Raw genomic sequence first — 13,225 nt, forward strand, 5'->3', positions numbered from 1 at the left:
ATGAACAAACAAACATCTCAAGAACTGCTGGACTTTATTCAATCCAGCCCGAGCATGTTCCACACGGTCAAGACCGTACGCACAGAACTGGAACAAGCCGGATTCACGTATCTGCCGGAAGGCAGCCGCTGGGCACTGGAAAAAGGCGGAAAATATTACACCATCCGCAATCACTCCAGCATCATTGCCTTTACGGTTGGTGCTGAGCTGGACAACTACCATTTCCAGATGAGCGCTGCACATTCCGATTCGCCGACATTCAAAGTCAAAAGCGTCCCGGAACTGACCGGACCGAATGAATATCTGCGTCTGGATGTAGAAGGTTACGGCGGCATGATCGATTACACATGGCTGGACCGTCCGCTGAGCATCGCCGGACGTGTCCTGGTACAAAACGGCACACGTATGGAAACCAAACTGCTCTATATTGATAAGGATATCCTGATCATTCCGAGCCTGTGCATCCATATGAACCGCGGTGTCAACGACGGCTATGCGTTTAACCACAAAACCGATCTGTGCCCGCTGTTCTCGACCGGTGCACTGAAGAAGGGCGATTTCGATAAGATGGTCGCCGAAGAACTGGGCGTGCAGCCGGATCAGATCCTGGCCAAGGATCTCTTCTTGGTCAACCGTCAGGCTCCGTCGATCTGGGGATATAAGGATGAATTCGTTTCATCGCCGAAACTGGATGATCTGCAATGTGCCTTCGTTTCATTAAAAGGATTCCTGAATGCGAAAAACACGCACGGGGTCAATGTATACTGCTGCTTTGACAATGAAGAAGTCGGCTCCAACACAAAACAAGGGGCGATGTCGACCTTCCTGCACGATGTACTGACACGGATCAACGGTGCATTGGGAAAAGACGAAGATGCATATTATCAAGCCGTCTCCAAATCGTTCCTGGTCAGCTGCGACAATGCGCATGCCGTACATCCGAATCATGGCGACAAGACCGATGCGGTCAACTATGCCATGATGAACAAAGGACCGGTCATCAAGGAAGCGGCCAATCAGAAATATACGACGGATGCGTTCAGCCGCGGTCTGTTCACCTATATTTGTAAAAAGGCGGGCGTACCGGTGCAGACATTTGCCAACCGCAGTGACATGGCCGGCGGCTCGACTTTGGGCAACTTATCCAATACGCAGGTCAGTGTCCATGCGGTGGACATCGGACTGCCGCAGTTAGCGATGCACTCCAGCTATGAAACCGCCGGCATTGCTGATACCGACTATGCCATCGATGCTTTGACCGCTTACTTCAATGCTGATCTGCACATTGATGAAGCAGCCGCTGTTGATTTCGAATGAGCAAAGAAAAAGGATATCAATGGCTCGATCCGACGCTGATCGTCGGTGAGGATGCCCAGACAAAAAATATTCTGGATACGATCGATGCGATGAACGCGTGCGGCGCGAAAAAGAATATGCTGGTGAAATATTATATGGAAAATCCAGAGCTGCGCCGCAAAGCGAACATCCGCAAGGGGATCCGCTCCTGGACCAAGACCGATGCATTCGGCAAGATCAAAGAACAGACGATGCGGGATGACCGCAACACCTTTACAATTTCCGGCATCATGATCATCATGATGGCGACGCTGTTTATTTTTTTCCTGGCTGCCGTCATCCGGAATGATTATGTCGTAAAATTTTGGGTCGATGCGATCGTCGGATCGGTGGCATTGGTGCTGCTGGTGCGCAATCTGCACGTGAAATATCGCATCGTACGCGGTTATACGGAAGTCGACTGGTTCCGAACGTTGGATATTCTGGCGTTGATCGGCTGCGGTTTACTGAAGATCGCTTTTCCGCCGTATATGGATTTTACGCTGGTGATCCTGCTGATCGCGTTTGTGGTCCAGAAGAAAAAACTTGAGAAAATCATGAAAAGTTTTTAGCGCCGGACGGCGCTTTTTTATGAAAAAACAGGTTGCATCCATAAAGGGATTATGGTAAAATAGCGCCGCACTGTGATGAAGTGCGAGGTTGCTGACCCACTGAAAAGCGTTGTCATGGGTGGCGTCAGGTAATTCGCATGGAGCATGTTTATCTAGAATAAACGAAAGGAGTTAACATGGCAAACAACACAATGAGAATTCGCTTAAAGGCGTATGAGCACCGCATCTTGGATGACAGTGCTAAAAAGATCGTCGAAGCAGCGACGAAACACGGAGCAAAAAAAGTTGTAGGTCCGGTTCCGCTGCCGACAGAAAAACAAGTCGTAACTATTCTGCGAGCTGTTCACAAATACAAAGATTCCCGTGAACAATTCGAAATTCGTACGCATAAGCGTTTGATTGAGATCGTTGCGCCAACCAAGGAAACCATTGATTCGCTGCAGAGATTGGATCTTCCTAGTGGTGTCGACATCGAAATTAAACTTTAATGGAGGTGTCTGAAAATGAAAGGTCTATTAGGAAGAAAATTGGGAATGACGCAGGTCTTCACTGAAGACGGCGAACTGATCCCGGTCACAGTCATTGAAGCGACTCCGAATGTTGTACTTCAAAAGAAGACAACCGAAACGGACGGATACAATGCTGTACAGCTGGGATTCGAAGAAGTAAAGGAAAAGAACACGACAAAGGCCAACGTTGGTCATTGTAAAAAAGCAAACACCAGCCCGAAACGTTTCATCCGTGAGGTACGTGATGCCGATATGGATGTCAACGTCGGTGATCTGGTCAAGGTAGATATCTTTGAAGCCGGCGAAACCGTTGATGTCATCGGTACTTCCAAAGGCAAAGGATATCAGGGTACGATCGTGCGCAACAACGCACACCAGGGCCCGAGAAGCCACGGTGGTTCCAAGAACATCCGTCATATCGGTTCCTTGGCTACCAATGGTATTACTTCCCGTCAGGGACGTATCATGAAAGGTACGATCATGGCCGGCCAGGAAGGCGGCTATCGTACAACAGCTCAGAACTTGACCGTGATCAAGGTCGATGCTGAACAGAACTATGTATTGATCAAAGGAAATGTTCCGGGACCGAAGAAAGGTATGGTCATGATCCGTACTGCGAAAACTTCGAAAGGCAATTCTCAGCCGGTCACTTTGGTCGACTATACTAAGGAGGCTCAATAATGGCGAAGATCGATGTTATCAATCAAACCGGTGCCGTAGTCGATTCGATTGAATTGAACGATGATGTATTCGGCATCGAACCGCATCAGCAGGCAATGTATGATGTATTGGTCATGCAGGCAGCCGGCAAACGTCAGGGAACGGCAAAAACGAAGACCCGCTCGGAAGTTCGCGGCGGCGGACGTAAGCCGTACCGTCAAAAAGGAACCGGCCGTGCCCGTCAGGGATCCATTCGTGCACCGCAGTACCGCGGCGGCGGAACGGTCTTCGGCGTTGTTCCGCGTGATTATCACTACCGTGTCAATAAGAAGATCCGCCGTCTGGCATTGAAATCTGCACTGAGCGAGAAGGTTGCAGAAACTGCCTTTACGGTCGTTGATAAATTCGAATTGGCACAGCCGAAAACAAAAGAATTTGTATCCATCATGGATGCCATCAATGCACCGGCAAAGACATTGTTCGTTGTCGCTGAAGAAGAAGATGCAGCCAATGCATATTTGTCGGCACGCAACATCCCGGGTACAAAGATGTTAACCAGCAAGGCAGTCAATGTATTTGACCTGGTCAACGCCAACAAAGTTGTCATGACCGCAGCTGCCGTAAAAGAAGTTGAGGAGGCGCTGGCATAATGAGAGACTACAGAGATATCATTATCCGCCCGATCATCACCGAACGTACGATGAAGATCATGGCAGATGATAATAAATACACGTTCGAGGTCCGCAAGGATACGAACAAGGTTGAAGTGGCAAAAGCAATTGAGTCGATCTTCAATGTAAAGGTTGTGAAAGTAAACATCAGCAATTTGAAGTCGGTCAACATCCGCCGCGGACGCTACATGGGCAAAACCAAGGCTGTGAAGAAGGCCATTGTAAAATTAGCCGAAGGCGATTCCATCGCTTTGTTCGGCGACGAAGAATAATCAGGGAGAAGACGCTATTTCCTGAATAAATATTGCGATAAGGAGGAAAATAAAGGTTATGCCAATCAAAAAGTATAAACCGACTACACCTGGACGCCGCGGTATGACCAGTCTGACATTTGAAGAAATCACGACTGACAAGCCGGAAAAGAGCCTGCTGGCTCCGAAAACGTCCAAAGGCGGCCGCAACAACAACGGACGCATCACGACCCGTCATCAAGGCGGAGGCCATAAACAAAAATACAGAATTATTGATTTCAAGCGAAATAAAGATGGTGTACCGGCAAAGGTCGCAACCATTGAATACGACCCGAACCGTACTGCCAACATCGCCCTGCTGCATTATGCAGACGGCGAAAAGCGCTACATCCTGGCGCCGGCTGATCTGAAAGTCGGCATGACCGTCGTTTCCGGTCCGGAAGTAGATATCCGTGTCGGAAATGCGATGGAACTGCAGAACATTCCGGAAGGTACGTTCGTGCACAACGTGGAATTGAAACCGGGCAAAGGCGGCCAGATGGCCCGCAGCGCCGGTACTTCTGCTCAGATCCTGGGTAACGAAGGAAAATATGTCATTTTGCGTCTGACTTCCGGCGAAGTCCGCAAGGTGATGGGCAACTGCCGTGCAACTGTCGGTGTTGTCGGCAACGGTGATTACAGCCTGGTCAACTATGGTAAAGCCGGCCGCAATCGCTGGAGAGGCATCCGTCCTACCGTACGTGGTTCGGTCATGAACCCGAACGATCACCCGCATGGCGGTGGTGAAGGACGTGCGCCGATCGGACGTAAGAGCCCAATGACACCATGGGGCAAGAAAGCCTTGGGTGTGAAGACACGTAAGACGAAGAAACAGAGCGACAAGTACATCATGCGTCGCCGCAACGGTAAGTAGACAAGGAGGTAGGAAAAAGATGAGTCGTAGTTTGAAAAAAGGTCCTTTCTGTGATGAACACTTAATGAAGAAAGTTGAAGCCTTGAATGCCGCAAACAAAAAAGAAGTCATTAAAACTTGGAGTCGTCGTTCTACAATTTTCCCTTCCTTTGTTGAACACACATTCGCAGTTTACAACGGAAAAGAACACGTTCCGGTATATGTGACAGAAGATATGGTCGGACATAAATTAGGAGAATTCGTGCCGACCCGCCGTTACACCGGTCACGGATCGGATGACAAGAAAGCTTAATCAGGGAGGATATTGAAATGGAAGTAAAAGCAAGCGCAAAAACACTTCGCGTTCAGCCTCGTAAAGTAAGACTTGTTCTTGACTTGATTCGTGGCAAGGATGTGGAAGAAGCCGAAGCAATCTGCAAGTTCACTCCGAACAAAGGCGGATACCTGGTAGGCAAGGTCCTGCATTCGGCAATTTCCAACGCCGTGAACAACGAAGATTTAGATGAAAGCAACTTATATGTAAAAGCATGCTGGGCAGATGAGGGCATCACTTTGAAGCGCTATATGCCGCGTGCGAAGGGTAGTGCAAGCCCGATTCATAAACGTACCAGCCACATCACGGTCGTCGTGGCTGAGAAGGAGTAGGAGGTCAGTTATGGGACAGAAAGTTAATCCGATCGGAATGCGTGTCGGCGTCATCCGCAACTGGGAATCCAGATGGTATGCAGACGATAAAGACTTCGGCGATACCTTGATGGAAGACGTCAAGATCCGTGAACATATCGAAGCTTACTACAAAAAACTTGCACAAAATGCTGCCGACAAACGTCGCGCCGATGCCCAGATCTCCCGCATTGAGATCGAGCGCAGCAAAAACCGTCTGACGATCATCATCCGTACCGGACATCCGGGCGTTGTGATCGGCCAGGAAGGTAAGTCCATCGAAGGACTGAAAAAAGAAATCGAAAAAATGACCAAGGCGAAGAACGTACAGATCAACGTCGTCGAGATCGCTAACCCGAACCTGGATGCACGTTTGGTTGCCCGTTGGATCGCCAATGAATTGGAAGCACGTAAGAGTTTCCGTGCCACCCAGAAAAGAGCCATCCAGAATACGATGCGTTCGGGTGCCAAGGGAATCAAAACCAGCGTTTCCGGACGTCTGGGCGGCGCCGATATGGCCCGTACCGAAGGTTATTCGGAAGGCGTTGTGCCGCTGCATACATTACGCAGTGATATCGACTATGCTGTAGAAGAAGCAGCAACCCAGTACGGCCGCTTAGGTGTCAAAGTCTGGATCTGCCGCGGTGAAGTTCTGCCGGGCGAAATGGTCAAAGAGCCGGAAGCACCGAAACAGCGTCCGCGCCGCAACCGCCGTAACCGCCGCAACGACCGTCGTCAGAACAATCGTGCTCCGCGTAACGCACAAGCAAAACCGCAAAGTGCGGAAAACAAAGGGGGTAACGAATAATGTTGATGCCGAAGAGAACCAAATATCGCCGTCCGCATCGTCTGAGCTACGAAGGCCGCAGCAAGGCAGGACGTACGATCGAGTTTGGTGAATATGGACTGGTTGCCGAAACTGGTAACTATATCAGCAACCGTCAGATCGAGGCAGCCCGTGTTGCCATGACGCGTTATATGAAACGTGGCGGCCGTGTCTGGATCCGTATCTTCCCGCATATGGCTCGTACGAAGAAACCGCTGGAAGTCCGCATGGGTTCCGGTAAAGGTGCTCCGGAAGGTTGGGTCGCCGTTGTGCAGCCTGGCCGTGTATTATTCGAGATCGCTGATGTTCCGGAAGAAGTAGCACGCGAGGCATTGCGTCTGGCTGCGAATAAACTGCCGGTGAAGACAAGATTTGCTAGAAAAGGAGAAGTGGAATAATGACTGCAAAAGAAATTCGCGAAAAGTCCAACGAAGAATTGAACGCAGAAATCAATTCTTTGAAAGATGAATTATTTAACCTTCGTTTCCAGCAAGCAACCGGACAGTTGGAGAACACTGCTCGTTTAAAGACCGTGAAAAAATCGATTGCCCGTATTAAGACTGTATTGACTGAGCGCGCCAGCGCCTCTCAAGAATAGGAGGACTGTTTGATGGAAAGAAATGCTCGTAAGGTATACCGTGGAACTGTCGTATCCGACAGCATGGACAAAACGATCACGGTAAAGGTAGAAACGAAAAAAACACATCCGTTATACGGAAAACGTGTCGAATATTCTAAGAAATTTAAAGCTCATGACGAAAAGAACGAAGCCCATGTCGGCGACCGTGTGGAAATCATGGAAACACGTCCGCTGTCCGCTACCAAGCGTTTCCGCTTAGTTCGTATCGTCGAAAAGGCTCGTATGTAGAACTGGGAGGAGACGGAACATGATTCAAAATGAAAGTCGTTTGCACGTCGCCGATAACACCGGTGCCAAAGAAGTTCTGGTCATCCGATGCTTGGGCGGCAGTGTAAGAAAATTCGCTAATGTCGGTGACGTCGTCGTCTGCACAGTTAAGCAGGCTGCTCCCGGCGGAGCCGTTAAAAAAGGTGATGTAGTGAAAGGCGTCATCGTCCGCACGAAATACGGACTGCGCCGCAGCAACGGTACATACATCCGCTTCGATGACAATGCCGTTGTATTGATCAAAGATGACAAGACGCCGCGAGGAACGCGTATTTTCGGACCAGTCGCACGTGAACTGCGTGACGGCGGTTATATGAAGATCGTTTCTCTGGCTCCGGAAGTATTGTAGGAGGTGTGCCAGGTGAGAATCAAAAAAGGTGATAAAGTAAAAGTAATCAGCGGTGCTTACAAAGGCACAATCGGTGAAGTCAAGGAAGCATTCCCGAAGGAAGACAAAGTCATTGTCGAGGGCGTCAATATGGTGAAAAAACACCTGCGCCCGACCCAGCAGGATCCGGATGGCGGCATCATCGAAAAAGAAGCAAAAATTCACGTCTCGAACGTGATGTTATATGATGAAAAAGCAAAAGTGGCTTCCCGTATCAAAATGGAAGTCCGTGACGGCAAGAAAGTCCGCGTCTATAAGAAGACCGGCGCCGAGGTAAAGTAGGAGGGCAGTTATGAATCGTTTACAAGAGAAGTATAAAAATGAAATTGTCCCTCAGCTGATGAAAGACTTCAACTATACGTCGATCATGGAAGTTCCGAAGATCGAAAAAGTTGTTGTGAACATCGGTGTCGGCGACGCTATTCAGAACGCAAAACTGATGGATGAGGCAGTCGAGGAACTGGCACAGATCACAGGTCAGGCGCCGGTCATCACGAAAGCGAAGAAATCCATCGCCAACTTTAAGGTCCGTGAAGGAATGCCGATCGGATGCAAAGTTACGCTGCGCCAGGAGAAGATGTATGAATTCATCGATAAACTGTTCAACATCTCGCTGCCGCGTGTGCGTGACTTCCGCGGTGTCAGCGATACCAGCTTTGACGGCCGCGGCAACTATACATTAGGTATCCGTGAACAGGTCATCTTCCCGGAAATCGATTTCGATAAAGTCAACCGTTCCCGCGGTATGGATATCGTGATCGTAACAACGGCTAAGACGAATGACGAAGCAAAGGCATTGCTGAAATACATGGGAATGCCTTTCAGAAAGTAGGAGGAATGCAGTATGGCAAAGAAATCAATGATCAATAAACAACAGCGTCCTCAGAAATTCAAAGTACGCGAATATACTCGCTGCGAGCGTTGTGGCCGTCCGCACGCCGTTATCAGAAAATATAAAATTTGTCGTATTTGCTTCCGTGAATTAGCTTACAAGGGCGAAATTCCGGGTGTAAAGAAGGCAAGTTGGTAAGGAGGCATGCGCAATGAATATGAATGATCCGATTGCGGATATGCTGACTCGCGTTCGTAATGCACTGCAGCAGAAACATGAAACGGTCAGTATGCCAAGCAGCAAAGAAAAGAAAAGTATTGCGAATATTCTGAAAGAAGAAGGATTCATCAACGATTACAAAGTCGAAGGCGACGGTGTCAAGAAGACTTTGACGATCGATCTGAAATATATGGAAGACGGTACGAAGGTCATTTCCGGACTGCGCCGTATTTCCAAACCAGGTCTGCGTGTATATGCGAAAGCCAACGAGCTGCCGCGTGTACTGAACGGATTGGGTATCGCAATTATTTCAACAAGTAAAGGTTTAATGACAGATCGTGAAGCGAGAAAAGCACACCTGGGCGGTGAAGTGCTCGCTTACATCTGGTAATAGGAGGAAAGATTCATGTCACGTATCGGTAATAAACTGATTACCATTCCCGAAAAAGTGTCTGTGGACGTAGCAGATGGGAATGAGGTGACTGTTAAAGGACCTAAAGGAACTTTAACTCGCAAGTTCTCCGACTTGATGGAAATTCAGGTCGCAGATGGTGTAGTCACAGTAAAACGTCCGAATGACGCAAAAGCTACGAAACAGCTGCACGGTACTACTCGTGCGCTGATCAATAACATGGTCGTCGGTGTTTCGCAAGGATACGCTAAAGACCTGGAACTGGTCGGTATCGGATTCCGGGCGGCAGTCAAAGGAAAGAAACTGACGATGAACGTTGGTTTTTCTCACCAGATCGACGTTGAAATTCCGGAAGGTGTGGATGTAAAATGCGACAGCGCTACAACTGTTCACATTGAAGGCATCGATAAGCAGCTGGTCGGACAGTTCGCTGCTGAAGTTCGTGCTGTTCGTAAGCCGGAACCTTACAAGGGCAAGGGTGTCCGTTATAAAGATGAGCATATCCGCCGTAAGGAAGGCAAGACAGCTGGTAAGAAATAGTGGGAAAGGAGATCAAACAGTATGGTTAACAAGAAATCACGCAACGCAGAACGCATTCGTCGTCATAAGCGCGTTCGTACAAAAATCAGCGGTACTCCTGAATGCCCACGTATGGATGTTTTCAGAAGTAACGCAAACATTGAAGTGCAGATCATCGATGATGTTCATGGCAACACGCTGGTCAGCGCTTCCAGTCTGGATATGAAATTAGAAAACGGCGGCAACGTCGAGGCAGCCCGTGCTGTCGGTGCGGAAATCGCAAAACGTGCGCTGGCCAAAGATATCAAGAAAGTGGTATTCGACCGCGGCGGTTACGTATACCAAGGTCGTGTCAAAGCTTTAGCAGAGGCCGCTCGTGAAGCCGGCCTGGAATTTTAGGAGGGCGCACAATGGCAATGGACAGAAAACCTAGAAGAGAACAAAAAGAATTCGAAGAACAAGTTGTCGCCATCAACCGTGTTACAAAAGTAGTCAAAGGCGGACGCCGTTTCCGTTTTGCTGCTTTGGTCGTTGTCGGTGACCGCAAAGGCCGTGTCGGCATGGGCACCGGAAAAGCAAACGAAGTACCGGATGCTATCCATAAAGCTGTTGATAACGCAACGAAGAACGTATTCCGTGTACCGGTTGTCGGTACGACAATTCCGCATGAAATTATCGGCCGTTATGGTGCCGGTGAAGTGCTGCTGCGCCCGGCTGCAGAAGGTACTGGTGTTATTGCCGGCGGTGCAGCGCGTGCAGTCATCGAGCTGGCAGGCATCACGGATATCCTGACAAAATGCTTAGGATCCCGTACGAAGATCAACGTCGTTCGTGCAACGGTCAATGGTCTTCAGAATTTGCGTACGATCGAACAGGTAGCGGAAATTCGCGGAAAGAAACCGCAAGAGATTCGTGGATAAGGAGGTTTTGACATGAAATTACATGAAATGAAGTCAACCGCATCACGTACAGCCCGCAACCGTGTCGGACGCGGTCCGGGAAGCGGAAACGGAAAAACTTCCGGCCGCGGTCAAAAAGGACAGAAATCAAGAAGCGGCGGCGGAACCCGTTTAGGTTTTGAGGGCGGCCAGACAACTTTGGCACGTCGTCTGCCGAAGCGCGGCTTCACCAATTTCAACCGCAAAGAATATGCAATCGTCAATGTGGAAACATTGAATCGTTATGATGAGGGAACAGTTGTTAATATCGATCTGCTGATGCAGGATAAAGTCGTTGACAAACCAATGTCCGGCTTGAAGATCCTGGGCAACGGCGAACTGAACAAACGTTTGGTCGTGCAGGCGAAGAAGTTCTCGAAATCTGCAAAAGAAGCAATTGAAAAAGTAGGCGGAACGGCTGAGGTAATCTAATATGTTCGCAAGTATCAAGGCAATGATAGTAAACAAAGACATTCGTAATCGAATTTTGTTTACGCTCTTTGCCTTTCTTGTGTATCGATTGGGTTCAGCTATTACAGTGCCCGGTGTCGATACAACCGATCTGGTAGCCGGTATAAGTGATAACTCACTGTTTGAGATGATCAACATGCTCGGCGGCGGCGGACTGGAACAGTTCTCTGTCTTTTCGCTGGGTGTTACGCCGTACATCACCGCATCCATCATCATTCAGTTATTGAGCATGGATGTCATTCCGTCCCTGACGGAACTGGCCAAAGGCGGTGTGATGGGCCGAAAAAAACTAGACAAGTATACTCGTTATCTGGCAGTTGTCTTTGCATTCGTACAGTCGATCTCATTCGTTTACGGATTCTCCAAAGAATATCCGACGTTGTTGGTCAACGGTACGAATTGGAGCACGATTTTATACATTGCGACGATCTTTACTGCCGGCAGCTTGTTCCTGGTTTGGATCGGTGACCAGATTTCCTTAAAAGGAATCGGAAATGGTATCTCCATGGTCATCATGGCCGGAATTGTCGGACGCCTGCCGCGTCAGATTTCTTCGGCATGGGAATCCTTGGTACAAAGTTCCGATGTTACAAACGGAAAATGGTTGTTTGTCGCCTACATCGTTGTTTACTTACTGATCATTGTATTTGTTACTTTGATCAATACGGCAGAACGCCGTATTCCGATCCAAAGCACATCAAGCTCGATCGAATTAAGTAAACGCACTAAATCCAACTATTTACCGTTAAAGGTCAACTCGGCCAGCGTCATTCCAGTCATCTTCGCATCGTCGATCATGATGGCGCCGCTGCAAGTTGCGAATTTCTTTGACAAGACTGAGTTCTTAAACAAAGTTCAGGATTGGTTGGGATTGAGTACTTGGTACTCTTTAGCTATTTATGTTGTATTGATTTTGTTTTTTACATTCTTCTATACGAAGATGCAGATCGACCCGGAGAAAGTGGCTGAGAACCTTGGCAAATCCGGATCCTATATTCCAGGTATCCGTCCGGGAACGGAAACGAAGGAATATGTCAACCGCGTGCTTTCCCGCATCACGGTATTGGGCTCTGTTTCTTTGGCCATCATCGCGGTCATGCCGCATGTCATGCCGCTGATTTGGCCGGATCTGCCTTCGAGCATGGCTTTGGGCGGCACCGGAATGATCATCGTTGTCGGTGTTGCGATCGAAACCATTCGTCAGGTACAAGGTTTGATCACGCAGAAATCGTATAAAGGCTATTATCGTGAGTCATAAGGAGAGCATATGAACATCTTTATTATGGGTGCTCCAGGTTCCGGCAAAGGAACTGTATCGAGCCGAATCAAAGAAGAATTTAATTTGAATCACATTTCCACCGGTGATATCTTCCGCGCCAATATCGCGGGCGGTACACCGCTGGGCTTGAAGGCCAAGGAATATACCGAAAAAGGTCTGTTGGTTCCGGATGAGATCACCAATAACATGGTGAAGGACTATCTGATGAATTTAGCGGATAAGAAAAACGGCTATCTGCTGGATGGGTATCCGCGTACATTGGATCAGGCCAAAGCATTCGAAGAACTGACAAAGGGTACGGATCTTGCGGTCGATCGTGTGATCGCGATGGATATTCCGTTTGAGGAACTGACACGCCGGATCACCGGCCGCCGGACTTGTAAAAACTGCGGAGAAATCTACAATATCTATTACAAGCCGCCGAAGAAAGAAAATGTCTGCGATGTCTGCGGTCATGAATTGTCGCAGCGCAAGGACGATAACGAAGCGAGCCTGAAGGTTCGTTTGGATGAATATGCAAAGAATACCGCACCCGTCATTGCATATTATGATGACAAGGGAATCGTCTCTCATATCGATGCGTCGAAGTCGCAGGAAGAGATCTGGAGCACGATCAAAGAAACCTTGAAAAACAAGTAAATTGCGCTTATAATATATAAGCGCATTTACTGCGTTTATTTTATTGACCACGTTTCTGCTAAAATCCGCATGGATGCATACGCATTTTAGAAGGGCATAAAATACGTGGACGGAAAGGATAAGAATATGAAAGTAAGACCATCCGTAAAACCGATGTGCGATAAGTGTCGTGTGATTCGACGCAAGGGAAGAGTCATGGTGATCTGTGAGAACCCGAAGCA

25 protein-coding genes are annotated in these 13,225 nt (G+C 48.5%); all 25 read left to right on the forward strand.

Annotation, left to right across the window (positions count from 1 at the left end; translation table 11 throughout):
* Window positions 1-1,317 carry a M18 family aminopeptidase gene (locus tag HNQ47_RS07730; protein WP_183328819.1) on the forward strand — a complete coding sequence of 439 codons (1,317 nt, stop codon included), beginning with the start codon at window positions 1-3 and terminating at the stop codon, window positions 1,315-1,317.
* On the forward strand, window positions 1,314-1,907 hold the full coding sequence (locus HNQ47_RS10035) for a hypothetical protein (protein ID WP_221248075.1): 594 nt from the start codon (window positions 1,314-1,316) through the stop codon (window positions 1,905-1,907). The genes HNQ47_RS07730 and HNQ47_RS10035 overlap by 4 nt, the downstream gene beginning before the upstream one ends.
* 176 nt (window positions 1,908-2,083) lie before the next feature.
* Complete coding sequence (rpsJ, locus tag HNQ47_RS07740; RefSeq protein WP_183328820.1) at window positions 2,084-2,395, forward strand: 30S ribosomal protein S10; 312 nt, start codon at window positions 2,084-2,086, stop codon at window positions 2,393-2,395.
* Between the two features lie 15 nt (window positions 2,396-2,410).
* Entirely contained in the window at window positions 2,411-3,097 is a 687-nt protein-coding gene (gene rplC, locus HNQ47_RS07745; RefSeq protein WP_183328821.1) for a 50S ribosomal protein L3, read from the forward strand.
* Window positions 3,097-3,726, forward strand: a complete 630-nt coding sequence (gene rplD, locus HNQ47_RS07750) for a 50S ribosomal protein L4 (RefSeq protein WP_183328822.1) — start codon at window positions 3,097-3,099, stop codon at window positions 3,724-3,726. Before rplC ends, rplD begins: the two co-directional genes overlap by 1 nt.
* The gene (gene rplW / locus HNQ47_RS07755) at window positions 3,726-4,019 is read left to right on the forward strand and encodes a 50S ribosomal protein L23 (RefSeq protein ID WP_183328823.1); all 294 of its coding nucleotides are present in this window, start codon (window positions 3,726-3,728) and stop codon (window positions 4,017-4,019) included. The genes rplD and rplW overlap by 1 nt, the downstream gene beginning before the upstream one ends.
* 58 nt (window positions 4,020-4,077) lie before the next feature.
* The gene (gene rplB, locus HNQ47_RS07760) at window positions 4,078-4,911 is read left to right on the forward strand and encodes a 50S ribosomal protein L2 (RefSeq protein WP_183328824.1); all 834 of its coding nucleotides are present in this window, start codon (window positions 4,078-4,080) and stop codon (window positions 4,909-4,911) included.
* 19 nt (window positions 4,912-4,930) lie between these two features.
* Window positions 4,931-5,203: a 30S ribosomal protein S19 gene (gene rpsS / locus HNQ47_RS07765; RefSeq protein ID WP_183328825.1), complete on the forward strand. Its 273-nt coding sequence runs from the start codon at window positions 4,931-4,933 to the stop codon at window positions 5,201-5,203.
* A 17-nt stretch (window positions 5,204-5,220) separates the two neighbouring features.
* Window positions 5,221-5,556: a 50S ribosomal protein L22 gene (gene rplV / locus HNQ47_RS07770; RefSeq protein WP_183328826.1), complete on the forward strand. Its 336-nt coding sequence runs from the start codon at window positions 5,221-5,223 to the stop codon at window positions 5,554-5,556.
* A gap of 10 nt (window positions 5,557-5,566) precedes the next feature.
* The gene (gene rpsC / locus HNQ47_RS07775) at window positions 5,567-6,382 is read left to right on the forward strand and encodes a 30S ribosomal protein S3 (protein WP_183328827.1); all 816 of its coding nucleotides are present in this window, start codon (window positions 5,567-5,569) and stop codon (window positions 6,380-6,382) included.
* Window positions 6,382-6,798 carry a 50S ribosomal protein L16 gene (gene rplP, locus HNQ47_RS07780; RefSeq protein ID WP_183328828.1) on the forward strand — a complete coding sequence of 139 codons (417 nt, stop codon included), beginning with the start codon at window positions 6,382-6,384 and terminating at the stop codon, window positions 6,796-6,798. The genes rpsC and rplP overlap by 1 nt, the downstream gene beginning before the upstream one ends.
* Window positions 6,798-6,998, forward strand: coding sequence for a 50S ribosomal protein L29 (rpmC, locus tag HNQ47_RS07785; protein WP_183328829.1), 201 nt, complete (start codon window positions 6,798-6,800; stop codon window positions 6,996-6,998). The genes rplP and rpmC overlap by 1 nt, the downstream gene beginning before the upstream one ends.
* 12 nt (window positions 6,999-7,010) lie before the next feature.
* The gene (gene rpsQ, locus HNQ47_RS07790) at window positions 7,011-7,268 is read left to right on the forward strand and encodes a 30S ribosomal protein S17 (protein ID WP_183328830.1); all 258 of its coding nucleotides are present in this window, start codon (window positions 7,011-7,013) and stop codon (window positions 7,266-7,268) included.
* 19 nt (window positions 7,269-7,287) lie between these two features.
* Window positions 7,288-7,656 carry a 50S ribosomal protein L14 gene (gene rplN / locus HNQ47_RS07795; RefSeq protein ID WP_183328831.1) on the forward strand — a complete coding sequence of 123 codons (369 nt, stop codon included), beginning with the start codon at window positions 7,288-7,290 and terminating at the stop codon, window positions 7,654-7,656.
* 12 nt (window positions 7,657-7,668) lie between these two features.
* Window positions 7,669-7,977, forward strand: a complete 309-nt coding sequence (rplX, locus tag HNQ47_RS07800; protein WP_183328832.1) for a 50S ribosomal protein L24 — start codon at window positions 7,669-7,671, stop codon at window positions 7,975-7,977.
* Between the two features lie 10 nt (window positions 7,978-7,987).
* The gene (rplE, locus tag HNQ47_RS07805) at window positions 7,988-8,527 is read left to right on the forward strand and encodes a 50S ribosomal protein L5 (protein ID WP_183328833.1); all 540 of its coding nucleotides are present in this window, start codon (window positions 7,988-7,990) and stop codon (window positions 8,525-8,527) included.
* Between the two features lie 12 nt (window positions 8,528-8,539).
* On the forward strand, window positions 8,540-8,725 hold the full coding sequence (locus tag HNQ47_RS07810) for a type Z 30S ribosomal protein S14 (protein ID WP_183328834.1): 186 nt from the start codon (window positions 8,540-8,542) through the stop codon (window positions 8,723-8,725).
* A 13-nt stretch (window positions 8,726-8,738) separates the two neighbouring features.
* Window positions 8,739-9,137, forward strand: a complete 399-nt coding sequence (gene rpsH, locus HNQ47_RS07815; RefSeq protein ID WP_183328835.1) for a 30S ribosomal protein S8 — start codon at window positions 8,739-8,741, stop codon at window positions 9,135-9,137.
* A gap of 15 nt (window positions 9,138-9,152) precedes the next feature.
* Window positions 9,153-9,698 carry a 50S ribosomal protein L6 gene (gene rplF / locus HNQ47_RS07820; protein ID WP_183328836.1) on the forward strand — a complete coding sequence of 182 codons (546 nt, stop codon included), beginning with the start codon at window positions 9,153-9,155 and terminating at the stop codon, window positions 9,696-9,698.
* Between the two features lie 21 nt (window positions 9,699-9,719).
* A complete protein-coding gene (gene rplR / locus HNQ47_RS07825) occupies window positions 9,720-10,076 on the forward strand; it encodes a 50S ribosomal protein L18 (RefSeq protein ID WP_183328837.1) in 357 nt (118 codons plus the stop codon).
* A 17-nt stretch (window positions 10,077-10,093) separates the two neighbouring features.
* Window positions 10,094-10,597 carry a 30S ribosomal protein S5 gene (gene rpsE, locus HNQ47_RS07830; RefSeq protein WP_183328847.1) on the forward strand — a complete coding sequence of 168 codons (504 nt, stop codon included), beginning with the start codon at window positions 10,094-10,096 and terminating at the stop codon, window positions 10,595-10,597.
* Between the two features lie 12 nt (window positions 10,598-10,609).
* Window positions 10,610-11,047, forward strand: coding sequence for a 50S ribosomal protein L15 (rplO, locus tag HNQ47_RS07835; RefSeq protein WP_183328838.1), 438 nt, complete (start codon window positions 10,610-10,612; stop codon window positions 11,045-11,047).
* A gap of 1 nt (window position 11,048) precedes the next feature.
* Window positions 11,049-12,344 carry a preprotein translocase subunit SecY gene (gene secY / locus HNQ47_RS07840; RefSeq protein ID WP_183328839.1) on the forward strand — a complete coding sequence of 432 codons (1,296 nt, stop codon included), beginning with the start codon at window positions 11,049-11,051 and terminating at the stop codon, window positions 12,342-12,344.
* 9 nt (window positions 12,345-12,353) lie between these two features.
* Window positions 12,354-13,004 (forward strand): adenylate kinase, encoded by a 651-nt coding sequence (locus tag HNQ47_RS07845; RefSeq protein ID WP_183328840.1) that lies wholly within the window; start codon window positions 12,354-12,356, stop codon window positions 13,002-13,004.
* Between the two features lie 126 nt (window positions 13,005-13,130).
* The coding region (gene rpmJ, locus HNQ47_RS07850; RefSeq protein WP_183326342.1) for a 50S ribosomal protein L36 at window positions 13,131-13,225 on the forward strand (95 nt) is incomplete at its 3' end.

This window comes from Catenisphaera adipataccumulans, assembly GCF_014202755.1.
In the GTDB taxonomy this organism is placed as follows: Bacteria; Bacillota_I; Bacilli_A; order Erysipelotrichales; family Erysipelotrichaceae; genus Catenisphaera; species Catenisphaera adipataccumulans.